The organism is Elusimicrobiales bacterium (genome assembly GCA_041651175.1).
In the GTDB taxonomy this organism is placed as follows: domain Bacteria; phylum Elusimicrobiota; class Elusimicrobia; order Elusimicrobiales; family Elusimicrobiaceae; genus JAQTYB01.
This window is the reverse complement of record JBAZJT010000006.1, coordinates 51,533-74,323: the sequence shown is the minus strand read 5'-3', so window position 1 is coordinate 74,323 and position 22,791 is coordinate 51,533. Positions and strand designations below refer to the sequence as shown.

Here is a 22,791-nt window from a genome sequence, read left to right as displayed (position 1 = left end):
CAATATACTTATTTTTCCCATCTGGCGGTTATGACCGAGCGCAACCCGCCGCGCGGCGTGAACTCGCCCGTAACCACGGCGCGTTTGGGCGCGGCGGCTTTGACAATATCATCCAGAATCCGGTTGGCGATGTTTTCCATGAAAATGCCCGTATCCCGGTAGGCCAGCAGGTAATACTTGAGCGATTTAAGCTCCAGGCACAGCTTGTCCGGCACATAGTCTATGGTGATGACGCCGAAATCCGGCAGCCCGGTTTTCGGGCAGACGGAGGTGAACTCCGGGTTGACGATTTTGATGTCGTAGTCGCGCCGGTACTGGTTTTCCCATGTTTCCAGCGGGGGAAGCGAATTTTTTCTGCCTTTCGCGGCATGTTTGTCGGTATAGCCGTAGATGTTTTTCATATTTTGATGTTCCTCAGCCTCAGGGAATTAAACACCACCGTAAGCGAGCTTAAAGCCATCGCCGCGCCCGCGGACGAAGGCGGCAGCAGAATGCCGAAATGCGGATAAAACGCGCCCGCCGCCAGCGGCACCAGCAGGGCGTTATAGCCGAAAGCCCAGGCGATGTTTTGCAGCATCACCCGGCGCACCGCGCGGCTTAAAACCAGCGCATCGCAGACGGCGGCAAGGCTGGGGCGCATGATTGTTATGTCCGCCGCCTCCATCGCCACGTCGGTGCCGGTGGAAAGGGCTATGCCTATGTCGGCGCGGGAAAGCGCGGGCGCGTCGTTGAACCCGTCGCCCACCATGGCGACCCGCCGCCCGCGCGACTGCAACTCCGCTATCGCCGCCGCCTTCCCCTCCGGCAGCACGCCCGCGTAATACTGCTCTATGCCGGCCTGCCGCGCCGCGGCTGCCACGGCGCCGTGCCTGTCGCCGGATATCAGAACAACCTCCAGTCCCAGGCCTTTCAATTTTTCCACCGCGGGCCGGGCCGAGGGACGCAGCGCATCGCCCAGCGCTATCAGCCCCAGAAATTTTCCGCCCCTGGCGACGGCAAGCTCCGAATTATCGGCGGGGGCAAGCGTGTCGTGCGGGATTTGCACGCCGTTTTGCGCCAGCCAGTCCGGCCTGCCGGCCAGTATTTCCTCGGAGCCGAAGCGCGCCTTTATGCCGCTGCCGGGAAAAGACTGCGCCGAGTCCGGCTTTTGCGTCAAAACGCCCAGTTTTTGCGCGTGCGCGCGCACCGCGGCGGCGAACGGATGTTCGGAGGCGGATTCGGCTATCAGCGCGCTGCTCAGCAGAAACTCCCCGTCGCAGCCGGAGGGCAGCAGCTTTTCCACCGTTATGTCGCCGGAGGTGAGCGTGCCCGTCTTGTCTATGGCGACCACATCCAGCGAATGCGCCGTTTCCGCCGCCCGGTGGCTGCGTATCAGAATGCCCATTCCGGCGGCGCGGTCCAGCCCCACGGCCAGGGCCATGGGCACCGCCAGCCCCAGCGCGCAGGGGCAGGCCACCGCCAGCACCGCGACGAAAACGGACACCCCTTTGGAAAACGCGAAATCCCCGCCGAATTTGACCCACAAAAGCCCCGCCGCCACCGCCGCCACAAACACCGCCGGCACGAACCAGCGCGCGGCTGCGTCGGCGGCGCGGCGCGCGGGCGGCCTGGCGTTCTGCGCCTGGCGCACCGCCGTTACTATGCGCGAAAGCGCGGTATCCGCCCCGGAGGAGGCGGCGCGGTATTCCAGATAGCCGTGCCTGTTGAGCGTCCCCCCGAAAACGCGCGAGCCGGGCAGCTTGTCCGCCGGCAGGCTTTCCCCGGTAAGAAGCGATTCGTCGGCGGAGGAGACGCCTTTTTCAACGGTCCCGTCCGCGGCGAACTGCTCTCCGGGGCCGGCGGCCAGCAACTGGCCGGGGCGCACCTCGGCGGCGCGGACGGTTATTTCCCTGCCGTTTTCAATAACCCGCGCGAATTTGGGCGACATGCGCAGCAGCCGCGCCACCGCCGCCCCCGCGCCGCCGCGGGCGCGGCTTTCCAGCCATCTGCCGAAATTGATGAACGCGATAAGCAGCGCCATCTCCCCCCACAGCGGCGCGCTGCCGCGCGCGAACCAGTCCGGGAACAGCGTCAGCGCCGCGCTGTAGAAATACGCCGCGCCGGAGCTCATGCTCACCAGCATGTCCATGTCCGGCGCAAAGGCCTTTGACGCGCGCGCAAACCCGGCATGGAAATGCGCGCCGCTCCAGGCCCAGACGGCGGTGGCAATAAGCCATACCGTATATTGCGACAGCGAAAAATATCCCGCAGACAGTATAGCCGCCGCGCCGCAGGCCGCCGCCAGAAATCTCAGGCCGTAGGAGGCGGTCTCGCGCGCCAGGGCCGCTTCCGCCGCGCCCTCCCCCTGGCCGGAGGGGACTTTGTAGCCCAGCTTTTCCACCGCCGCGCGCAATACTTCGGGGGAGACTGTTTCGGGACGGTAGGCGACGTAAACGCGGCGGTTGGGCAGATTGACGGAGGCTTCCTCCACCCCGGGCAGCGCGCCAAGCGCGCTTTCTATGCGCGAGGCGCAGGCGGAGCAATGCATCCCCTCCACCGGCAGCGCGGCGCGCCGCGTCCCGGGCGGGGCGGTTTCCGGCATCATGGCGCAATCTCCGTCAACAAGCGGGATAAAGATATATCCATAATAAAAATAGCGCGGACGCGCGCCAGGGAAAAATCAAATTATTCCGAGATATTTTTTCCAGCCGTCAAAGACGCCGCGCAGCCCCTGCCATTTGCCGCGCCAGGCGTCGTTTACCGCCGCGTCGGCATCCGCGCCGTCCCGGATTCTGGTCAGGAAAACCGAGAACTGGAAACGCCCGCCTTCCTCTATCATAAACCGCGCCGTGCTTTCGCACTGCATATACCAGGTGTCAACCAGCCGGGCCGTGTCGTCCTGCGCCGGAACATAGCCGGAGAGCATGTTCATATCCATGCACGAAGACTTCATCGCGGAAAGCGAGCGGTTCCTGTAATCGCGCACGGAGGCATCGTCCATGGAGAGCGTCTCGGTGTAGACGGCAAGCCCCTCGTTTAGCCAGCGCAAATCCGGGCGGGGGCGGCGCATGAATTCGTTGAATATGAGATGCGTCATCTCGTGCGCCAGCACGCGGGGGGCCTGCTCGCCGTCGTATACGGCGACGGCGTTGCGCAAAGTCATCCCGGCGGACCAGGCGGGCTGGCCGGTTTTGTCCAGATACTCCTGCCTGGAGCCGTAGACCACTATCTCGTACTGCGTCTGCGGCATGAATGAATAGAGGCCGGTGGCGCTCATTATGTTCTCGTAATCCTGCTCGGCATATTTGCCGTAGCGCTCCGCATCCGCCGCGGAGGGGGCGCGTATGACGAAATGGACGGTTTCGCTTTGCGCCAGCCCCGGCGGGGCCATGCCTAAATCCCGCAGCCGCGCGGCGCGCGGCGCGGGCGCGGCGGCCTCCTGAACCGGAACGTCCACGCAGCCGCAAAGCAGCACGCAAACCGCGATGGAAAAAAGTAGACTTGCTCCCGAATAAGGTTTATGAGGCAAAAAGACAGGATTTTGGCCTGCAACGCAGCGGACAGAGGCGAGCACACTCCGGCGGGGTGTGTAAGCCGGTGGCCGCGAAGTTGCAGGCCAAAAACCGTGATTTTTGCCCAAAAAATTATTCGGGAGCAAGTCTAGTATTTTTGTCATGCGCCTGCGGGCCTGTTGTCGGAGCGGCGGTCCACCGCGTAGGAGCTGCCGGAATTGCGCTTGGCGTAATGCTTGAGCTCGGTGCCGATACTGCTTATCTGGCCCAGCGAGGTCAGCCTGCGCAGCCGGTTATGTGCAATCCCTATCGCCAGCGACACGAAGGGAAACCGCTGCTCCCGCCCCAGCCGGTCCGTGGATTCTATGTACCCGCGCGCGCGGTCGGCATCGTTGTAAAAAGAGGGGGCCGCAGCGTCAAAATCCGACAGGACGCCTTGTGCCAGCTCCTCGGCGCAGTCCAGCGCGGTTACGGCTATGAAATCGTCCCCGCCGATATGGCCTATGAAGCCGCCGCCGTCGCAGCGTTTGACGCGGCTGACCAGAATGTCGGCGACAGCTTTTATAACCCTGTCGCCCGCGTCAAAGCCGTAGCTGTCGTTATACGGCTTGAACTGGTTGATGTCGGCATACAGCACCGCGAAAGCGCCGCCGCCGGCTATGGCGCGCTCTATGCGCGCGGCGATGGAGGGGTTCCCCGGCAGCCGGGTCAGCGGATTGGCGTCCAGCACCTGCCGGGTGCGGCGCAGTATCATGCGCAGGCGGGCGGTAAACTCGTCGGTGTCTATGGGCTTGGGCATGAAATCGTCCGCGCCGAGATTTAAGGCTTTGAGCTTTAGCTGCTTTTCCTTTGCCGCGCTGAGCAGCATCACCGGCAGGTTTGCCAGCAGCGAATCGTCTTTGAGCGCGGCTATCACCGCCAGCCCGTCCAGGACCGGCATGTCATAATCCAGCGCGGCGATATCCGGCGGGGATTTGCGGATTTTCTCCAGCGCCTCGCCGCCGTCGCAGGCGGTGGCGGCGTCAAACCCGGCGGAATCCAGCACCTCGCGCATCAGGGAAAGCAGCACGGGGTCGTCTTCCGCTAGAAGCACGCGCGGCCTCTGCCCGGAGGCCGCCGCCGGCGCGGCCAGCGCCCCGGCCACGGCGGAAAGCGCAAGCTCCTCCGGCAGTTCCGCCGCCACCAGCTCCGGCCCGCCGGTAAGCAGGCCCTTTTTATGGAATTCTCCCAGCCGCAGCGCGGTTTCTATTATCACCGGCGGCAGCGGCGCGCCGGACTCGCGCAGCCCGCGCAGCAGTTCAAAGCCGCTGGCATCCGGCAGAAGCGGGTCCATTATAATTGCGGCGGGGGGCTGCTCCTTCAGCGCGGCCAGCACGGCCTCCGCCGAAGGCGCAAGGACGGGGCGGTAATACCCCGTTTCAAGATACATTTTTATTATGCCGGAGCTTTTAGGGTCCGCGTCCGCCAGCAGGACGGGGATGCGGTTGCCGGGCCCCGCCGCGCCGGCGCATTTGAGCAGCAGCGGCTTAAGCTGCGAAAATTCCACCGGCTTTTGCAGCCAACCCTGCGCCAGCGCCGGCTGCGCCGAAGGCTGGCAGGAAAGGACAAGGGTTTTGACCGGACGCATGGCGGCGGCGCTTGAGGCCGAGGCCAGAAATTCCAGCGGGGACAGGGTGCGGCAGAAAATATTGACTATCACCAGGTCCGGCTTCCAGACATAAAGCGCGGTTTCCGCGTCCATTTTGACGGAGGCGGTTTCCACGTTGTAGCCATTGGCGGACAGCAGCCTTCCCAGCGGCCCCGCGCCCGCCGGAGAATCCGCTATCAGTATTTTCGGCTTCATTATCCCGAAATGATAGCTTATTTGAGCCTGAAATGAGGAGACAAAACGCCGCGCGGGCGCAATACGCGCCCGCGCGGCGTTTCGCAAAGACAGCAGCGTCAGATGTCCAGATTTCTCACTTCCAGAGCATGGGATTCTATGAACTGCCGGCGCGGCTCCACGCTGTCGCCCATGAGGGTGGTGAATATCCGGTCCGCCTCGGCGGCGTCCTCCACGGCGACATGCAGCAGCTTCCGGCGCGACGGGTCCATGGTGGTTTCCCAGAGCTGCTCCGGGTTCATTTCGCCAAGACCTTTGTAGCGCTGGATGTTCGCCCCCGCCGCCCCGGCCTCGCGCACCGCCTTGAGCAGACCGCGGAGGTCCCGCGCGGAGATAATGGTTTTTTCCGCGCTGACGCGGAACATCGGCGGCGCGGGGGGCTGCTCTTTTCCGGCTTTGGGCTTGAAAGCGCTGTCGTCTTCTTTCGCGCTGTAATCGTCCGCGAAGGAATAGCCCAGCTTTTTGAGCTTTTCGGACGCGGCCATCAGCTTGCCCAGCTCCCACAGGGTCTGATGCTCGGGGCGCAAATCCTCGTCTTCAATCTCCAGCGGCTGGCCGGCGGCTTCCCGGAGCAATTCCTCGCGCCGGGTCTTGATATAGACGGCCTCGTAGTCGCGGTATTCTTTTTCGCTCATGAAATAGCGGAAACCGTCCCCGCTTTCGGGAACGCGGTACACAGGCAGCTGGCCCTTGCCGATAAAGGCGAAAAAATCCTCAACGAAAAGGTTTTTTCCCTCCATCCGGCGCAGAAGGTCCTCTATTTCTATAAGGGCAACCAGCAACTCGCCCAGCTCGCGGGCTTCCAGTTTTTTGCCGCCGCGCTCCACGGCAACGGAACCTATGCCTTCTTTGAGCAGCCAGCTTTGCAGTTTTTCCTCGGTCTCTATGTACATCTCGGTGCGGCCTTTTTTGAGCTTGTAGAGCGGCGGCTGGGCGATATAAATATGCCCGCCGTCCACCAGCGGGCGGAACTGGCGGTAGAAAAACGTAAGCAGCAGCGTGCGGATATGCTGGCCGTCCACGTCGGCGTCGGCCATGATGATGATTTTGTGGTAGCGCAGATTGCCCAGGTCAAAGCCGCCGTCGCCCTCGCCGAAACCGGTTCCCATGGCGGCGATAAGCGTGCGGATTTCCTCGTTGGAGAGCATTTTAAGCTGCTGCGCTTTTTCAACGTTTAGTATTTTGCCGCGCAGCGGAAGAATGGCCTGGAAAACGCGGTCCCGCCCCTGCTTGGCGGAGCCGCCGGCGCTGTCGCCTTCCACTATGAACAGCTCGCAGTTGGCGGCGTTGCGCTCCTGGCAGTCGGCCAGCTTGCCGGGCAGGCCCGAATCCGACAGGGCGCCCTTGCGGCGCGCCAGCTCGCGCGCTTTGCGGGCGGCTTCGCGCGCCTTGGCGGCGCTTATGCATTTGATGCAGATGAGCTTGGCGGTGTTGGGGTTTTCCTCGAAAAACGTCGCCATCGTGTCGCCGACGATGGAGCGGACGATGCCCTCCACCTCGGAATTGCCCAGCTTGGTTTTGGTCTGCCCCTCGAACTGCGGATGCGGTATCTTGATAGAGACAACGGCGGCAAGCCCCTCTTTGGCATCCTCGCCGGAGAGGGAGAACTCCTTGTCTTTTGCCAGGTCGTATTTCTTGACGTAGTCGTTGATGACGCGGGTCAGCGCGGAACGAAATCCGCTTAAATGCGTGCCGCCCTCTATGGTGTTGATGTTGTTGACGAAGGAATAGACGTTTTCCGAATATCCGTCGTTGTACTGTATGGCGAAATCCACCATCGCGTCGCCGGACTGGCGGGTGATGTGTATGGGGTCGGCATTGAGATTTTTCTTGTTGGCGTTGATGTGCTTGATGAACTGGGAGATGCCGCCTTCGTAGTGGAAGATATGCTGCTTATCGTCGCGCTCGTCGGTGAGGTTGATTTTGACGCCGGCGTTGAGGAATGCCAGCTCGCGCAGCCGGTTTGAGATTACGTCGTATGAAAACTGGTTGTCGCCGAACATCTGGCCGTCCGGCTTGAAGCGCACCTTGGTGCCGTGCTGATTCGTTTTGGCGCGCGCCTCCACCGTCCCGCGCGGCTTGCCGCGGTCGTAGGCCTGGAACCAGGTTTTGCCGTCGCGGTAGACCTCCACCTCCAGCCAGTCGGACAGCGCGTTCACAACCGAAACGCCCACGCCGTGCAGCCCGCCGGAAATCTTGTACGCGCCCGAATCAAATTTGCCGCCGGCGTGCAGCACCGTCATCACCACCTCAAGCGCGGATTTGCCTTTGAGCTTGGGGTCTTTTACGTCGGTCATCGGGTCCACGGGGATGCCGCGCCCGTCGTCTTCCACGGAGCAGATGTTGCCCGGCTCTATCACCACGTCTATGGTTGTGGCGCCGCCGGCCAGTATTTCGTCCACGGAGTTGTCCACCACCTCGTAGACCAGGTGATGCAGCCCCATCGCGCCGGTGGAGCCTATGTACATCGCGGGCCGCTTGCGCACCGCCTCCAGCCCTTCAAGAACCTGTATTTTGGATGAATCGTAGCCGCCTATGGCGTCTTTTTCCATAACTTCCTTGTCAGCAGTCATGTTGTCTCCCGTGTTAAATTATCTGCGCGTCCGTTTGTCTGTCGGGGCCTGCTCCGGGCGCTGCGCTTTGCAGGCCGCCTCTCCGCGCGACGCAAGCCTTATTTCGGCTATCCACGGCCTGTCGAAATATTTATTCAGGCTCCGTATCAGCGCCGGCGCCCTCAGCGAAAGCTCCTGCCGGGCCGCGGCGCTGGAGACTTTCACGAAAATCACTTTTCTGGCGGCGTCCGCGCCGTAAAGCTCCCAATGCGCGGCCATGGCGCCGGCCTCTTTCCCCCATACCGAACCCAGCAGCATCATCCTGCTGAGCTTTATGGGCAGATTTTTAAATCTGTCCGCGCAGACGGCCAGCGGGCTCCAGCCTTTACCGGACCGGCATGACGACATATTTGCAGTCCGTCTCCCCCGCCGGCTCCAGCAGCACGGGGTTGGAGGAGTTGGTCATGCTGATGGCCACTTTTTCGGCGGACATGTTTTTAAGCACGTCGGCGATATACTGCGGAGTGAAGGAGACGTGGAAATCCGCGCCGCTGTAGGCGGTCTTGACCTCGTCCTGAAATTCCATTTTCTGCGAGACGGCGCTCACCGCCAGCACGCCGGATTTCATCTCGTATTTGACCGAGCCGCGGTCGCCCGCGCAAAGCGCGGCGCGTTTGGTTACTTCCAGAAGCGGGGCGGCGTCCGCCTCCCAGGAAATTTCTTTCTTGCCGGGTATCACCTGCTCGTAATTCGGGAAATTCCCCTCCACCAGCCGGGAAATCATCGTTGTCTGGCGCATCTGGAAGCCTATCTGGTTGGCGGCTATGCCGACGTTTATCATCTCTTTTTCGGAAGGCTCGTTGAGGCCCAGGAAGCGCAGCAGCTCGTGCAGCACTTTCGCCGGCACTATTATCTTGAACTCCTTCCCCGCGGACACGCCTTTGCGCCAGCACATGGCCAGCCGCCTGCCGTCTGTAGCCACGACTTCGAATTTATCCTTGGAGCTTTTCCACAGCAGGCCGTTAAGCACATACCGCGTCTCCTGGTTGGAAACCGCGAATATAGTTTTCTGCACCAGCCGGCGCAGTTCGGCGGCGGGCATTTCAAACATTTCGGACTTGCTCATGTCCGGCACAAGCGGATATTCGTCCTTGGGCGCGCCGGAAAGCTGGAATTTGGCCTTATCGCAGGTTATCCGGATTCTGTTGTTGGAATCAGAGGAGAGTTCTATCTCCGCACCCTGGGGCAACAGATGCAGTATATCCGAAAATTCCTTCGCCGGTATGGTGATGCTGCCTGGCTCCACCACCTCCGCGGACAGGAAATGAGTGGTAGCCATTTCAAGATCTGTGCGGATTATTTTTATCCGGCCTTCCGCCGCTTCCAGGAGGAAATTATGAAGTATGGCGAGCGTGGTCCGCGATGAAACCGCGGACTGAATTATCTGCATCCCCTCCAGCAAACTCTCTCTATTACTAACTATTTTCATTGTTGTCCTCTTTATTGCGCTGTTGATTGTGTTGATTGTGTTGACCGCAGGAGCCGGAAAACCATCCACATCCCGGCCATTTGCGCGGCGGTGTTGCCAACAGCATCAACAAAAAACCCGTTTTACCGGAACGCCAACAGCTTTTCCACAGGGCTATTTGCGCGCGCTTCCCTCCGCTATTTCAGATTTCATCTGGTTTATCTCCGCGGAGAAAAACGGATCAGACTCCAGTTTCCTTTTCACCTGGTCCCTGGCGTGAACCACGGTGGAGTGGTCCCGGTCAAAGGCCCGGCCTATCTCCGGCAGGGAGCATTCCGTAAGCTCGTGCGCGAGGTACATCGCTATCTGCCGCGGCCAGGAAATGGAATGCGATTTTTTCTTGGAGTTGAAATCCTCCACGTCCAGCTTGTACTGCCTGGCGACGGAGTTTTTTATCGTGTCTATATCCACAGAAACCCGCTTTTCCCCGTCTATAAGCGCGCCCAGCAGCTCTTTTGCCACGGAAACCGTGGGCGCGGAGTTGTGAATAGCGCAATAGCTGTTGAGCTGGTAGAGCGCGCCCTCCATCTCGCGGACGCTGGCGGTGATGCTGGCGCCCAGAAAATTTATAACCTCATCCGGTATGGCGAAACGGTTCTTGTCGCGCTTTTTGCGGAGAATGGCGATGCGCGTCTCCTCGTCCGGAGGTTTTATCTCCGCCACAATCCCGGCCAGCAGGCGGGAGCTGAGCCTCTGGTCTATGGACAATTCGTTTGGCATTCTGTCCGAGGTTAGCACTATTTGTTTCTTGGATTCCACAAGGGCGTTGAAGGTGTAGAAAAACTCCTTCTCGCTGGCTTCTTTTCCGGCGACAAACTGTATGTCGTCCACCAGAAAACAGTCCAGCGAGCGGTATTTCTTCCTGAAGGAATCCGAAGTTTTGTTCTGGAGGGATTCTATGTACTCGTACACGAATTCCTCGCCCGAAAGGTAAAGCACCTTCGCGCCGGCGGAGTTTTTTATAATCTCGTTGCCTATGGCGTGGAGGATATGCGTCTTGCCCAGCCCCGGCTTGCTGAAAATGACGAAGGGATTGCTTGTCTTGTCGCCCACTTTTTTAGCCACGGCGCGTCCCACCCCGCAGGCGAAACGGTTGGAGGGGCCTTCCACGAATTCGTCAAAAATATAATTGGGATTCAGCCTGTTGGGAAAAGCCGCCTGCGAATGCCGGTGTTCCGGCTGGCGGGGCTGAATATGCTCCGGCGCGGACAGCGGCGCGGGGGAACTGGAACCCATCGGAATGCTGTATTCCACAATTGCTTCCGCGCCGGTTATGTCGCGCAATGCGGCCATTATGTTTTTCTCGTACCGCTCGCGCAGCGTCTGATAAAACACCTGGTTTGGCACTTCCAGTTTAAGCGAATTATGGTCAAAAACCAGCGCCTTGACAGGCTTCAGCCACATTTCGGCGGCGTCCGCGCTTATATCATGCGCTATTTTGGCGGTTACAGCAGTCCAGAGGTTCTTTGCGTCAGTGTTTTCCACAACTTATCCACAAGGTGTTGATAACCTGTTTCTCCCAATACAAACCGCCCGTTTTATTATCGGTAGCGGGACGAAACATCCGGTGAAGCCTTTCCCGCCGTTCCGGGGCTGTTTATAATTGCCATCCGGCGCGAAACCGCCGTCGGCAAGCCAAATTCTAGCACTTATACCCGCCCCGGTCAATCGGGTAGCCGGCCATGACATCACCCATTTTTTCCACAATGCCATGGTTTGCTGTCCCGTATTGCGGAAACGACCGCGCGAGTAAAAAACAAATGCCAAGAATAACGGTGTCCATCATTGAACGGAACACACGAAAAGGCTCTGGAACAAGGCAGGAACAACTCCCGGAAACTTTTTTGTTCCCCTCTCATGTGTTTTGTGTGTTTCGTGGTTTGATTCCGTTTTCGTTGTCGTTTGCCAACACACCACAGCATTTCAAAAAACGGGTGATGTCGCGGGTAGCCGGCGCAATCCGGCGGCGGGGTTGAAAAGGCCGGAGGGCGCTTTTCTTGACAGGGCGCGGAATAAATGTTTGAATGAGTTTGCCTTCCAGCAAGGCAATTTCGCGGCGGCAGCACGGAGGATTATGACAGTACAAATAGTGGCCAGGCATGTAAAACTTACCAAGTCGCTTAAGGATTATATCCGGGAAAGGCTGGACAAGCTTCAGCATTACTTTGACCAGATAGTGTGGGTGCAGGTGATTCTCACCATGGAAAAGAAAGTCTGCCGGGCCGAGATAGTGGCCCACGCCGCGCGCCAGACCTTCAAAGCCGGGGCCGAGACGGTGGATATGTATGCCTCCGTTGACGAAGCATCCGACAAGATAGACACGCAGGTTAAAAAATACAAGGCCCGGATGAAAGACCACCGCGCCGACGAAAATCCTCTTGCCCAGTCCGCCGAGGCCATGCCTGCCGCGGATATACGGTTTTCCGTTACCAAGCAGGTGCCGGTCATGCCCATGAGCCCGGACGACGCCGCTTTTGAAATGGAGCGGCTGGGCTATAACTTCTGGGTTTTCCTTGACGAGGACTCCAAGCAGCTCAACGTCGTCTTCAAGCGGCAGGACAACACCTACGGGCTGCTTCAGCCGGTGAAGAAATAACCGGGGGCGCGATGGCCGCCGGAACGGTTCCCGCCAAATTCATTTCCGTCCGGGAGCTGCTGGACGACAAGGGCGCCGCGCTTGGCCTGTCGGTGGCCTGCGGCGCCAAATTCCTTGACCGGCGCATAACAGTGAGCGAGGTGAACCGCCCCGGCCTGGCGCTGGACGGCCACCTTGAAAACTACCGTCCCGAGCGCATTCAGATAATAGGCCGCGGCGAGCACGCCTTCTGCGAGCGGGAATCCTCCAAAAAACTGGCGGCGACACTGGAGAAGATGTTCTCCGCCCCGGAAACGCCCTGCGTTATTGTAACCGGCGGACTCAGGCCGATGCCGGTGCTGAAAACCGCCTGCCTGCGGGCGAAACTGCCGGTATTTTCCTCCAGCATGGATACCTCGCAGCTGGTAAGCGGCCTCACCGCTTTTCTGGAAGACAGGCTGGCCCCCGTAACCCGGCTGCACGGCGTGCTGGTGGACGTCTACGGGCTTGGCGTGCTGATACAGGGCGGGCCGGGAATCGGCAAGTCCGAATGCGCGCTGGAGCTGGTCAAGCGCGGCCACATACTGGTCGCCGACGATATAGTGGAAATACAGCGCCGCCGGGGAGACGCGCTCAACGGCAGCTGCCCCGCCATGCTCAAGCATTACATGGAAGTGCGCGGGCTGGGAATTATAGACGTGGAGCTGCTTTTCGGGGTCGGTTCCGTCATGGACCAGACCCGTGTGGAGATGGAGGTGCGCCTGACCTCCGCCTCCAGCTTGACCTCCTGCGACAGGACGGGGCTGGAAGCCAACACGTCCGAGATACTGGGGGTTACGATTCCGTCGCTGTGCATCCCGGTTACCCCGGGGCGCAACCTGGCCGTGCTTATAGAAGTGGCCGCGCTGAACCAGCGGCTGAAAGGGCAGGGCATTTTCCCCGCCCGCGAATTCAACGAAAGGCTTATCCGCCAGATGAAATCCCCGGCGGGCAGATGAAAAACAAGCGCAGAATTTTCGTCATAACCGGCATGTCCGGCGCGGGCAAGAGCCAGGCGCTGAAGTGGTTTGAGGATTTCGGCTTCTACTGCGTGGACAACCTTCCGGTCGCGCTGCTGGAGGAGTTTGCCGCCTTCGTCCGCGGGCGGCGCGACCTGGGGGATGTGGCCCTGGGCATAGATATAAGAGAGGGCAAGTCGCTGGAGAGCCTGCCGCGCACGCTCTCCAGCCTGCGCGGAAGCGGTTTTGATTTCAAGGTGCTGTACCTGGATTCTTCGGACAGCGCGCTAATCCGCCGGTTTTCCGAGACGCGGCACCGCCATCCGCTGGGCAGCAACGTGGAGCAGTCCATCCGGCTGGAGCGGCGGCTTATAGACGGCCTCCGGGCCGGCGCGTGGAAGATAATAGACACCACCGCCATGACGCTGGGCGAGCTTAAGGAAGCCATAGCCCGCATCCTGGACATAAAACGCTCCGCGCGGCTGCGGGTTACCGTCATGTCCTTCGGTTACAAATACGGCCTGCCGCTGGACGCCGACATAGTCATGGACGTGCGGTTTCTGGCAAACCCCAACTATGTGCCGGAGCTGAAAGCCAAGACCGGACACGACAAGGCCGTGGCCCGCCATATTATGCGCGACCCGAAGGCGCGCGGGTTTCTGGAAAGGTTCTGCGCGCTGGCGCGCTACCTGCTGCCGCTTTACGGCAGGGAAGGCAAATCTCATCTGACTATCGCCATAGGCTGCACCGGCGGCAGGCACAGAAGCGTTTTCATGGCCGCGGAGACGGCGCGCAGGCTTTCTTCAGCGGGATACGGCGTTTACAGCCTGGACAGGGATATAGGGCATGACAAGCCTCATAATAATAACGCACGGCGAGTTCGGCGCGTATCTGCTTGAAGCCGCCGAGATGATAGCCGGCGCCCAGCCCGACGGGATGGAGTTCATTTCCGTCTCCCCGCGCGCGCCGGTGGAGGAAGCGCGCCGCAGGCTCTGCGCCGCGCTGGAGCGCGGGCTGGCGCAGGGCGGGGTCATAATATTTACCGACATGCTGGGCGGTTCGCCCGCCAATATCGCGTTTCCGCCGGCGCAGCAGTCCGCATCGGCGGCGGTGATAACCGGCGTCAACCTTAACATGGTGCTTTCCGCCATCAGCTACCGCAACAGGCTGGAGTTTGACGACCTGGTGCGCAAGGTCGTGGAGGACGGCAAAAAATCCGTCTGCGACCTGAAGGCGCTTTTCAACGCCGCTAAAAACAAATGATATTCACCAGAATAGACGACAGGCTGGTTCACGGGCAGGTGGTGCAGGGCTGGCTGCCTTTTCTCGGAAGCGATGAGGTGGTGGTGGTCTCCGACGACGCCGCCGCGGACGAGACGCGCAAGATTCTGATGCGCATATCGCTTCAGGAGGAAATCGCGCTGAAGGTGCTGACCGTAGGCGAGGCGGCACAGTATCTGAAAGCCGGGGCGGGCGGCGGCGAAACGTTGGTGCTGACCCCGGGGCCCGCGGAAGTGGCCCGGCTGGCGGAACTGGGAGTCGGTTTTGAAAGCGTCAATGTCGGCGGAATGCATCATGCCGTGGGCAAGGCGCAGATAGGGCGCGCCATTTTTTTAAGCGAGGCCGACAAGGCCGCGCTGAAAGCCATATCCGCGCGCGGCATAAAGCTGGAAGGCCGCGCCGTCCCAGGCGACGCGCCGGAGGATATCGCCAGGGCGCTCTGAACGCCTGTTAACCTGAAAGTTTCAGTTGGTGCGAGGACCGGGGCGAAAAAGCGCGAGATAATGCCGGACAAAATTATCCGCGCGTGCTTCACAGCGCGAAAGGATAATTTTGTGAAGGCAGTATGAAGCGGTTTTTCGCCGAATCCCGCAGCCAACTGAAACTTTCAGGTTAAAAATCCCGCTTGCCGCCAAGCCGGCGGCTGCGGCGAAACACGGGAATTTTAGATGGGCTCCGATGGCTAAACTGTCTTTTCGCGACGCGCTGGCCAAATTCCACCGCGGGGTCGGAATTTACATTGACGGCGGGGAAATCTTCGTCTGCCGCGTGGCCGCCGAATTCCGCGGGATAAAGGTCATATCCAGCTTCAGCGGCCCGCTTGGCGACAAGCCGCTGCAAGCGTATCTGCGCGAGATTTTTCCGGCCACTGCGGAAGCCGCCGATATGTCCAGCCTGCCGGAGTACGGCAAACGCTCTCTTCCGGCCAAACTGGGCGGCTGGTTCCTGTCGCTGCCGGAGCTGGCTTCGGCGGGGGTCAAAGACGCGGCGGTGTTTTATTACGCGTTTGCCACCTCCTTCAGGCCGGGCAAGCATCTGGAAATAGACGCCCTGGTGTCCGACAATCCGCGCGCGGAATTCCTGCATTCGGCGGCAATGGCCAGGGACTGGACCGCCTGCCAGATAAACGAGCAGAATTATGTTCTGATGTGCGCGGCCAAGAAAACGGTGCTTTCCCCGATTACCGAGGCTTTTGACAAGCTGGGCATCAGGATTGTCCGGGTTGAGGCCGGCGCCATGTCGGCGCTGCGCGCGTCGTGGCACCAGTTGCCGCCTTCCGCCGGAAAGCTGCCCGAGATACGGATAATAAGCGGGCCGGAAAAAACGCTGGTCGCTCTGGCGCTGGGGACGGTTCCGCTGGCCTGGCAGCTGGTTCCGTCCGGGAAAAAAGACAGCGCAGCGGCGCTGTTCCCGGTGGCGCAGAGTTTTATCACCTACGCGCAGAAGCAATTCTCCTTTTCCGGAATCAGCCATATAGCGGTTCAGGGCGCGGCAGCCGATTCCATCGCCCCCGCGCTGGCGGAAATGACAGCCCTGCCCTGCCGCGGCTCCGCCGGGATGCCGTATGACGGCAGCACCATAGCTTTCGGGTTGGCGCTTGGCGCTATTGACACGGACACCGTGGTGATGGATATGGCGCGCGGCGGGCATAAACCCGTTTCAGTGGCGATGACATTCCCGTATCTTGAGGCTTTAATCACCACAATCATAGTGCTTAGCACGTTGCTTTTCATGTACGGTCATACGCTGCAGATAGAAAAAAACGTGCGCCTGCAGCAGGCGGTGAATAACCAGGATCCCCAGCTGGCCGGCCTGTCCGTGGGCGAGATGGCCTCAAACAACAGCAATCTGCGCGCGCAGATTGCCCCCATGAGCGAGCTGTTCACCGGCAGGGTCCAGTGGTGCGCCATGATGGAAAACATAGGCAAGCTCCTTACCCCCGACGTGCGCATAGTAAACTTTGTCGGCAAGGACGAGGTCTGGACCAAAAAACGCACCCCCCCTTCCGTAAGCCTTCTCATAGCCGCCAGAAGCAGCGGCAAAAACAAGCCGGAGGACGAGGTTGAGATTTTCCTGAACCGCCTGCGGGAATCGCCGGAACTGTCCAGGACATTCCGCAAAATAGCGGTCAACTCCATACAGCTTATAAAGAGCGGAGAGGAGATACAGGCGTCCATCTCCCTGACGGCAAAATAAATGGACAAAAAAACAAGTCCGGTGCTTGAACAGATAGGCGGCCAGGTGCTGCCGTTGCTTCAGAAAACGACGGTTTTCAGGCCGCTGGTGGTTCTCCTTATAGCCGCCGCCGGGCTTGGCGGCGCCGGGCTGCCGCTGTATTTCAGGGTGGAGGAATTGAACAGTAAATATATCCAGGAAAAATCCAAATACGACCTGCTGCGCGCCAATGCCGCCATACGGGAAACTTTGAAGGTGTATCAGGAGCGCATGTCCGGCAAGACGGAGTTTCTGCAATGGGTCTCCGATTTGCGCGAGCTTGCCGAGCGCAACGGCGTCGCCATCAGCGGCATTTCGCCCTCGCTGAGCGGAAACCCGGACAAAAATCTGCAGAAGCTTTCCATCAAGGCCACGATTTCCGGCAGATTCACGGACATACAGCGGCTGGTGGGCGTGATGCAGAACCGGCGGGAGAAAGTCCACATATCCGATATCGGCGTCAATTGCGGCGCCCTGAACGGCTGCGTGATGACGCTTGACATGGCCATGCTGCTGCTGGTCCCGGCGGAGAAGAAAAAGCAGGGCTCCTCCAGGGCCGCGCACGCTCCTCCGGAGCCGCAGAAACCAGCCGCGCAGGCTCCGGCCCCGGACGCAAAGAGCGCGGTTGTTAAATCCACCGCGGCGGTTTCTCCGCCCGCCGGACCCGCCGGCAGCCGCCCCGCGCGCGGAAAAGCGGAAATTGCCAGGCCCGCGCCGGTTGCGGCGCCCGCCGCCGCGCCCGGCAAAGCGCTGCCCGCTAAATTCGCCGAGGATATTCAGCCGGTGTCCGAAAAAAATCCCTCCGCAGGGGCGGGATCTGGCGGGGGAAACGCGGTTCCGGCCAAATTCGCCGCGGACGAGCCGGCTGTCGTGCGCGGCAGCGCCCCCGCTTCCGGCAGGCGGGTAATCGTTGACGAGGAGGGCGGGCGATGAATATTGCCGCAGTGCAGCGGATAATTCCGCTGGCCGCAGTCCTCGCGCTGGGGGCGGCCATGGTTTACTTTTCCCGCCCGATAACCGATACGGGCGAGGCCGCCGCCATTGAAAAAATAGAGGAGCCGCCGGAAGTGAGGGACTATCAGCTGCCGCCGGGAATGCGCAATATTTTTGAGTATATGGTTGTGGAAGTGGAGATTTCCACCGCGACCCGGCAGGCCAAGATCGTAAAAAACGAGCTTGCCGGCCTTTCCGTAAACGGCATTGTGTGGTCCAGGACCAGCCCCATGGTCAGCATAAACGGCGTGCTTTTGACCGAGGGCAGGGTTTTCAAGAATTTGAAGGTGCTCAAGATATATCCCGACAGGGTGCGCCTGGACCTCAACGGAAAAATCATAGAGCGCAGAATGCCGCGCAAGGCGGTCCCCGGTGAACAGCGCCCTGCTGAATGATTTCAGGCGGCATCTCGCGCTGGAGCGGGCTTATTCGCCGAATACGATAGACGCCTACCGGCGCGACGCGCGCGATTTCCTGCTCTGGTGCGGCGACAGCGACCCCGCCTCCCTTTCCCCCCGCCGGCTGGAAGAATACCTGTGGCAGCTGCGCTCGCGCGGGCGGCTGTCGGCGCGGAGCGTGTTCCGCAAAATGGAATCAATCAGGGCCTTCTACCGCTATCTGGCCGTGGAGGGAAAAATCGTCAGGGACCCTACGGGCAGGTTCAAAATGCCGCATTTGCCCGCCACCATCCCGCACTGGCTGACGCGCGGGGAGATGCAGAAGCTGTTATCGTTCCCGGCAGACGATTTCCATTCGCTGCGCACGCGCGCCATAGTGGAATTGTTTTACGCCGGCGGCGCGCGCATATCCGAGCTTATAAACCTGCCGCTTGAATCGCTGGACGCGGAGCGCGGCTGGATTCTGCTGCGCGGCAAAGGCGGCAAGGAGCGAATGGTGCCGGTGCACGCGCGCGCGCTGGCGGCGGTTGCGGCTTATCTGCGCGCGCGGGCCGAGCGTTTTTCCGGCAAAAGCTGCGGTTCCGAGATATTTCTGAATAAATCCGGGCGAAAATTAAGCCGGGTGCAGGTGTGGAAGGATATTGCCGCGCTGGGCCGCGCCGCCGGCTTGGAAAAGAAAATCCATCCCCACCTGTTCCGGCACACTTTTGCCACGCATTTGCTGGAAGGGGGGGCGGATTTGCGTTCGCTTCAGGAAATGCTGGGGCACAGCAGCCTGTCCACCACCCAGATTTACACTCATCTTGACCGTTCCGATCTCAAGCGCCTGCGCGACAAATACCATCCCCGCTGACCCGGTTCCCCCCGGAAAAGCGAAAAACCCCTCCGGGAAAAGGGGTTTTCCGCCTGGACGCAGCCGGTCTTATTGGGAGCCGCACTGCTGGACGTAGCCGTTTTCAAACGGGGTTTTGCCCACGGAGCGCATGGCTTTGCGCTCTATCTTGGTGGCAAGGCATTCGTTGCTGTGGCCCACGACATGCACGGCCTCGTGTATCAAAATCTGCTGCTTGTCCTTTTCGGATTTGGCAAGCGCTGTGTTGCACATGAATATCTTCGGCTGGCCCACTATGGTGAAGGCCAGCGCGCCCTGCTTCTGGCACATCCCCCCACCCTCACCGCCTTTGGGTTTGGTGACGGTTACCCCTTTTTTCCATGCGCTGAGCATCTTTTTAAAAAGACTCTTGTCCTGGCCGCCGCTGTTGGCGTTTTTTTCCAGGATTTTCATTACGGCCTGCTTGAGATTGCCCCCCGCTCCGTCGCCGCCACCGCCACCGCCTCCTCCGGAATCAAATGCTGCCGCGACTCCTCCGCCACCGCCTCCCCCGCCACCGCCGCCACCGCCGTCGCCGCCCTGCCCGCCTCCTCCGCCTCCGAAGAAATCAGCGCCTTCGCCGAAATCCTTGGTGAATTTCTCGGCATCCTCGCTTTTTATGGTATCCTCGCCGGTGATGGAAACCGCGGAATCATCCCATGTCGGGTTTGCGGGGTCCGGAACATCCTGGGCGGAGGCTGTTCCCGCCGCTATCAACGCCATAACCGCGGAGCAAGCCGCACTCGGCAGCCACAACCGCAAAGCCGTCCTCAAATTCATGGTCATACGCTCTCCCGGTGATAATCCGCGTTTGTTTCCCGTGTGCGCCGTCTGCGTCCTGCGCGGATTCTCACCGATAGTATAGCGGCGGGGGAGTTTCTGTCATGGGCCAAAGGTCCTATGCGGGGCGGTTGCGGGGGAATGAGGAAAACACGAATTTTTGCGGGGGTTTTTCAGAAAAACTGCGACGACGATATTTCCGGGCGCAGCATGGGGGGCTGTTCGTAGAACTCTTTTGAGTAAATCCGGTATTTTTTGTAAAGCCTGCCGCCGATTTCCTCTATGACGGAGATGATTTTATAATTGTCTTCCAGTATCCAGGAAAGCTCGCCGTGCAGCCAGCCGCACTCGCGCGCGGTGTTTATGGCGTGTTTTATGAGAATCAGCTCAAAGCCCCGGCTGCGGAATTCTTTTCTGACCCCCAGCATCAGCAGCCGGCTTTGCCTGATGCGGCGCATTTCCACAAGCAGTTTTATGAAATTCAGCGGGTTAAGCTCGCCGCGCAGCGGGCGCAGCGCCTGGTTGATGTCCGGCAAGACTATGCTGAAGGCGGCGGGCCTGTTGTCCACTTCTATGATGCAGCCGTATTTGGGTTTTAACACGGGGCGCAGTTCTTTTGCGGCGAAGGCCATTTCCTCGCGCGAAATAGGCACGAATCCCCAGTTCTCGCTCCAGGCGTCGTTGTAGATTTCGCGCACGGTTTCCAGTTCGCGGCCCAAGTCGGACAGGCGGATCTCTCTCGCGCGCCAGTCCTTGCGCGTCTGTATGCGGGAGATTATCTTCTCTATCCGCTCGGAAAGCGGCTGCTCGGAAAACCGGATATAGGCGTGCAGGTCTTTTATTTTGGACAGGCCGCAGCCCTCCAGCATTTCCCCGTAATAAGGCGGGTTGTAAGGCATCATCACCTTAGGATACGAGTCAAAGCCGGAAATGAGCAGCCCGCACATGTCGTTTGTGGACGGGTTCACGGGGCCGCGCATCCTGTCCATTCCGCTTTCCTTCAGCCAGCCTTCCGCCTTGAGGACCAGCGCGCGGGCGGCTTCGGCGTCGTTTGCCGTCTCAAAAAAGCCGAAAAAGCCGGTTTTTTCATTGTGAAAATCGTTATGGGTCTGGTTGATTATGGCGGCTATGCGGGCAACCGGGCGGCCCTGGCGGCACGCCAGCCACAGTTTGCGCTCGGCATGTTTCCAGAAGGGGTGGGAGAGGGATAACAGCGCCCGGACCGAGCTTTTGAGGTCGCCTATCCAGTACGGGTCGTTTTTGTAAAGCTCATACTGGAAATCCACGAACGCGGATATTTCGCGCTCCTGAATCTCCCGTATTTCAATGTCGGGCATCGCCTCTCCCGGTTTACTTGCGCGCTCCGGCGGCGGGCCGCAGCCCGATATGTTCCGCGCATTCCGCGAAGGTGCGCACAATGGCCTTTATGTGCCCGGTGGTGTGGGTGGCCATGGGGGTAACGCGCATCAGCGCGCGCCCCGGCGGCACCGCCGGGCAGACCACCGGGTTGGAGAATATCCCGGCCTCGTAAAGCGCGCGCCACATCATGAAGCATTTCGCATCCTCGCCGATGATGACGGGGATTATGGGCGTCTCCGTGGGGCCGATGGTGAAACCGGCGTCCTCCAGCCCTTTCTTGAGCATCTTCGCGTTGTCCCAGAGTTTTTTGCGGCGCTGCGGCTCGGATTCTATTATGTCTATCGCGGTGGAGATGGTGGCCACGCAGGAAACCGGCAGCGCCGCCGAGAATATCATGGAGCGGGAGTTGTGCTGTATGTAATGTATGATGTCCTTGTCGCCCGCCACAAAGCCGCCCACCGAGGCGAAAGACTTGGAGCAGGTTCCCACAATCAGGTCCACCTCGTCGTGTTCCAGTCCGAAATGCTCGCAGGTGCCGCGCCCGTGTTCGCCCAGCACGCCGGTGCCGTGCGCATCGTCCACGATAAGCCGCGCGCCGTATTTTTTGGCGATGCGCGCTATCTCCGGCAGGGGGCAGATGTCGCCCTCCATGCTGAAGACGCCGTCCACGATGACCAGCTTGCCGCGCGAGGGCGGTATGGCCGCCAGAATGCGCTCCAGATTTGCGGGGTCGTTGTGGCGGAAACGTTTCATCTCCGCCCCGGAAAATTTAACGCCGTCCAGAATGCTGGCATGGTCCAGCTTGTCCACCACGGCCACGTCGTCTTTCCCCAGCAGGCAGGAGACGACGCCTATGTTCATCTGGTAGCCGGTGGCGTAGATAAGCGCCGCGCCGCGCTTTTTGAAGCGCGCCAACTTCTGCTCCAGCTGGTTATGGAAAATCGTGTTGCCGTTCAGAAAGCGCGAGCCGGCGCAGCCGGTGCCGTATTTGGTTATGGCTTCAACGGCGGCTTTTTTCATGCGCGGGTCGTCGGCGAGGCCCAGGTAGTTGTTGGTGCCGGCCATTATCATTTTCCTGCCTTCCACCACCACTTCCGGCCCCTGCGCGGATTCAAGAGGCTTGAAGTAACCGTAAACGCCGCGCCTGACCAGCTCTTTCGCCGTTTTGAATTCCCTGCACTTGGTGAATATGTCAGCCATTTGTCTCCATATCCTTGCGGCGTAAAGCACAAACCGCGCCCGGCGCGTTGAGACGCCGGGCCCGCCACCGCTGCCGGAAGTATTTGTCCAGTTATTTTATATAAAAACAGGCGCGCGGCACAATTGATGTTCGGAAAAAGCCGAATCAAAAGTGCTAACATCTAATCAAACGGAGGTTTTATGGCAGACACAAAAGCGCAGCAGCCGATGCAGCTTGAAATAGACGCGGACGACCAGATTTCCCAGGGCGCGTACGCGAATTTGGCGGGAGTGGCGCACACCGAAACCGAATTCATCATGGATTTCCTGTTCCTCCAGCCGACGAAGCCGAAGGCGAAGCTGCGCTCGCGCATCATATCCAGCCCGGCGCACGCCAAACGCTTTATGATGGCGCTGGCGGATAATATCCGCAAATACGAGGAACGTTTCGGCATGATAGTGGACAAATCCGCCGCGCCGCAGGGCAGGGGCTGATGTTTTGCGCCGCCGCTACGCTTGAAAGTTTCAGTTGACGCGAGGACCGAGGCGAAAAAGCGCAAAATAATGCCGAACAAAATTATCCGCGCGTGCTCCACGGCGCGAAAGGATAATTTTGTGAAGGCAGTATGAAGCGATTTTTTGCCGAATCCCGCAGGCAACTGAAATTTTCAGGTTAAGCCGTCGCCGCGT

21 protein-coding genes are annotated in these 22,791 nt (G+C 60.0%); 10 read left to right on the top strand and 11 right to left on the bottom strand.

Translation table 11 applies throughout. The features are described from left to right. Window positions 1-8: 8 nt before the first annotated feature. The 8 genes from queF to dnaA form a co-directional block, all read right to left on the bottom strand. The gene (gene queF, locus WC421_05120) at window positions 9-401 is read right to left on the bottom strand and encodes a preQ(1) synthase (GenBank protein MFA5161606.1); all 393 of its coding nucleotides are present in this window, start codon (window positions 399-401) and stop codon (window positions 9-11) included. Then, the gene (locus WC421_05115) at window positions 398-2,584 is read right to left on the bottom strand and encodes a heavy metal translocating P-type ATPase (GenBank protein ID MFA5161605.1); all 2,187 of its coding nucleotides are present in this window, start codon (window positions 2,582-2,584) and stop codon (window positions 398-400) included. The genes queF and WC421_05115 overlap by 4 nt, the downstream gene beginning before the upstream one ends. 75 nt (window positions 2,585-2,659) lie before the next feature. After that, window positions 2,660-3,508 carry a hypothetical protein gene (locus WC421_05110; GenBank protein ID MFA5161604.1) on the bottom strand — a complete coding sequence of 283 codons (849 nt, stop codon included), beginning with the start codon at window positions 3,506-3,508 and terminating at the stop codon, window positions 2,660-2,662. Window positions 3,509-3,651: 143 nt separating this feature from the next. Continuing rightward, complete coding sequence (locus WC421_05105) at window positions 3,652-5,334, bottom strand: response regulator (protein MFA5161603.1); 1,683 nt, start codon at window positions 5,332-5,334, stop codon at window positions 3,652-3,654. Window positions 5,335-5,432: 98 nt separating this feature from the next. Further along, the gene (gyrB, locus tag WC421_05100; protein MFA5161602.1) at window positions 5,433-7,946 is read right to left on the bottom strand and encodes a DNA topoisomerase (ATP-hydrolyzing) subunit B; all 2,514 of its coding nucleotides are present in this window, start codon (window positions 7,944-7,946) and stop codon (window positions 5,433-5,435) included. 18 nt (window positions 7,947-7,964) lie between these two features. Then, entirely contained in the window at window positions 7,965-8,333 is a 369-nt protein-coding gene (locus WC421_05095) for a DciA family protein (GenBank protein MFA5161601.1), read from the bottom strand. After that, complete coding sequence (gene dnaN / locus WC421_05090) at window positions 8,311-9,414, bottom strand: DNA polymerase III subunit beta (protein MFA5161600.1); 1,104 nt, start codon at window positions 9,412-9,414, stop codon at window positions 8,311-8,313. Before dnaN ends, WC421_05095 begins: the two co-directional genes overlap by 23 nt. Before the next feature lie 153 nt (window positions 9,415-9,567). Continuing rightward, window positions 9,568-10,938 carry a chromosomal replication initiator protein DnaA gene (gene dnaA / locus WC421_05085; GenBank protein MFA5161599.1) on the bottom strand — a complete coding sequence of 457 codons (1,371 nt, stop codon included), beginning with the start codon at window positions 10,936-10,938 and terminating at the stop codon, window positions 9,568-9,570. A gap of 589 nt (window positions 10,939-11,527) precedes the next feature. Here dnaA and raiA point away from each other — a divergent pair. The 9 genes from raiA to xerA all read left to right on the top strand — a co-directional run bounded on the left by raiA (window position 11,528) and on the right by xerA (window position 18,765). Beyond that, window positions 11,528-12,049 (top strand): ribosome-associated translation inhibitor RaiA, encoded by a 522-nt coding sequence (gene raiA / locus WC421_05080; GenBank protein ID MFA5161598.1) that lies wholly within the window; start codon window positions 11,528-11,530, stop codon window positions 12,047-12,049. Between the two features lie 11 nt (window positions 12,050-12,060). After that, window positions 12,061-13,026 (top strand): HPr(Ser) kinase/phosphatase, encoded by a 966-nt coding sequence (hprK, locus tag WC421_05075; protein MFA5161597.1) that lies wholly within the window; start codon window positions 12,061-12,063, stop codon window positions 13,024-13,026. After that, window positions 13,023-13,925, top strand: a complete 903-nt coding sequence (rapZ, locus tag WC421_05070) for an RNase adapter RapZ (protein ID MFA5161596.1) — start codon at window positions 13,023-13,025, stop codon at window positions 13,923-13,925. The genes hprK and rapZ overlap by 4 nt, the downstream gene beginning before the upstream one ends. Further along, window positions 13,873-14,289, top strand: coding sequence for a PTS sugar transporter subunit IIA (locus WC421_05065; protein MFA5161595.1), 417 nt, complete (start codon window positions 13,873-13,875; stop codon window positions 14,287-14,289). Before rapZ ends, WC421_05065 begins: the two co-directional genes overlap by 53 nt. After that, window positions 14,286-14,750 (top strand): PTS sugar transporter subunit IIB, encoded by a 465-nt coding sequence (locus tag WC421_05060; protein MFA5161594.1) that lies wholly within the window; start codon window positions 14,286-14,288, stop codon window positions 14,748-14,750. Before WC421_05065 ends, WC421_05060 begins: the two co-directional genes overlap by 4 nt. Before the next feature lie 235 nt (window positions 14,751-14,985). Next, window positions 14,986-16,503 (top strand): hypothetical protein, encoded by a 1,518-nt coding sequence (locus WC421_05055; GenBank protein MFA5161593.1) that lies wholly within the window; start codon window positions 14,986-14,988, stop codon window positions 16,501-16,503. Then, window positions 16,504-17,454 (top strand): hypothetical protein, encoded by a 951-nt coding sequence (locus WC421_05050; protein ID MFA5161592.1) that lies wholly within the window; start codon window positions 16,504-16,506, stop codon window positions 17,452-17,454. Next, a complete protein-coding gene (locus WC421_05045; protein ID MFA5161591.1) occupies window positions 17,451-17,909 on the top strand; it encodes a hypothetical protein in 459 nt (152 codons plus the stop codon). Before WC421_05050 ends, WC421_05045 begins: the two co-directional genes overlap by 4 nt. Then, the gene (xerA, locus tag WC421_05040; GenBank protein ID MFA5161590.1) at window positions 17,887-18,765 is read left to right on the top strand and encodes a site-specific tyrosine recombinase/integron integrase; all 879 of its coding nucleotides are present in this window, start codon (window positions 17,887-17,889) and stop codon (window positions 18,763-18,765) included. Before WC421_05045 ends, xerA begins: the two co-directional genes overlap by 23 nt. A 69-nt stretch (window positions 18,766-18,834) precedes the next feature. Here xerA and WC421_05035 read toward each other — a convergent pair whose 3' ends face one another. The 3 genes from WC421_05035 to WC421_05025 form a co-directional block, all read right to left on the bottom strand. Continuing rightward, window positions 18,835-19,569: a hypothetical protein gene (locus tag WC421_05035; protein MFA5161589.1), complete on the bottom strand. Its 735-nt coding sequence runs from the start codon at window positions 19,567-19,569 to the stop codon at window positions 18,835-18,837. Window positions 19,570-19,736: 167 nt separating this feature from the next. Then, a complete protein-coding gene (locus WC421_05030; GenBank protein MFA5161588.1) occupies window positions 19,737-20,900 on the bottom strand; it encodes a hypothetical protein in 1,164 nt (387 codons plus the stop codon). A 13-nt stretch (window positions 20,901-20,913) separates the two neighbouring features. After that, window positions 20,914-22,122, bottom strand: a complete 1,209-nt coding sequence (locus tag WC421_05025; GenBank protein ID MFA5161587.1) for a pyridoxal phosphate-dependent aminotransferase family protein — start codon at window positions 22,120-22,122, stop codon at window positions 20,914-20,916. Between the two features lie 180 nt (window positions 22,123-22,302). Between WC421_05025 and WC421_05020 the strand changes: the two genes are divergently transcribed. Next, the gene (locus WC421_05020) at window positions 22,303-22,596 is read left to right on the top strand and encodes a DUF3467 domain-containing protein (protein ID MFA5161586.1); all 294 of its coding nucleotides are present in this window, start codon (window positions 22,303-22,305) and stop codon (window positions 22,594-22,596) included. Window positions 22,597-22,791: the final 195 nt, after the last annotated feature.

Excerpts from the sequence above, each read along its gene's own strand:
- WC421_05105 (MFA5161603.1), bottom strand. The coding sequence starts at position 5,334 with ATGAAGCCGAAAATACTGATAGCGGATTCTCCGGCGGGCGCGGGGCCG.
- WC421_05065 (MFA5161595.1), top strand. The coding sequence starts at position 13,873 with ATGACAAGCCTCATAATAATAACGCACGGCGAGTTCGGCGCGTATCTG.
- raiA (MFA5161598.1), top strand. The coding sequence starts at position 11,528 with ATGACAGTACAAATAGTGGCCAGGCATGTAAAACTTACCAAGTCGCTT.
- WC421_05050 (MFA5161592.1), top strand. The coding sequence starts at position 16,504 with ATGGACAAAAAAACAAGTCCGGTGCTTGAACAGATAGGCGGCCAGGTG.
- WC421_05115 (MFA5161605.1), bottom strand. The coding sequence starts at position 2,584 with ATGATGCCGGAAACCGCCCCGCCCGGGACGCGGCGCGCCGCGCTGCCG.
- queF (MFA5161606.1), bottom strand. The coding sequence starts at position 401 with ATGAAAAACATCTACGGCTATACCGACAAACATGCCGCGAAAGGCAGA.
- dnaN (MFA5161600.1), bottom strand. The coding sequence starts at position 9,414 with ATGAAAATAGTTAGTAATAGAGAGAGTTTGCTGGAGGGGATGCAGATA.
- WC421_05060 (MFA5161594.1), top strand. The coding sequence starts at position 14,286 with ATGATATTCACCAGAATAGACGACAGGCTGGTTCACGGGCAGGTGGTG.
- WC421_05055 (MFA5161593.1), top strand. The coding sequence starts at position 14,986 with ATGGCTAAACTGTCTTTTCGCGACGCGCTGGCCAAATTCCACCGCGGG.
- WC421_05030 (MFA5161588.1), bottom strand. The coding sequence starts at position 20,900 with ATGCCCGACATTGAAATACGGGAGATTCAGGAGCGCGAAATATCCGCG.
- rapZ (MFA5161596.1), top strand. The coding sequence starts at position 13,023 with ATGAAAAACAAGCGCAGAATTTTCGTCATAACCGGCATGTCCGGCGCG.
- WC421_05095 (MFA5161601.1), bottom strand. The coding sequence starts at position 8,333 with ATGTCGTCATGCCGGTCCGGTAAAGGCTGGAGCCCGCTGGCCGTCTGC.
- WC421_05045 (MFA5161591.1), top strand. The coding sequence starts at position 17,451 with ATGAATATTGCCGCAGTGCAGCGGATAATTCCGCTGGCCGCAGTCCTC.
- hprK (MFA5161597.1), top strand. The coding sequence starts at position 12,061 with ATGGCCGCCGGAACGGTTCCCGCCAAATTCATTTCCGTCCGGGAGCTG.
- WC421_05035 (MFA5161589.1), bottom strand. The coding sequence starts at position 19,569 with ATGACCATGAATTTGAGGACGGCTTTGCGGTTGTGGCTGCCGAGTGCG.
- gyrB (MFA5161602.1), bottom strand. The coding sequence starts at position 7,946 with ATGACTGCTGACAAGGAAGTTATGGAAAAAGACGCCATAGGCGGCTAC.
- WC421_05025 (MFA5161587.1), bottom strand. The coding sequence starts at position 22,122 with ATGGCTGACATATTCACCAAGTGCAGGGAATTCAAAACGGCGAAAGAG.
- WC421_05020 (MFA5161586.1), top strand. The coding sequence starts at position 22,303 with ATGGCAGACACAAAAGCGCAGCAGCCGATGCAGCTTGAAATAGACGCG.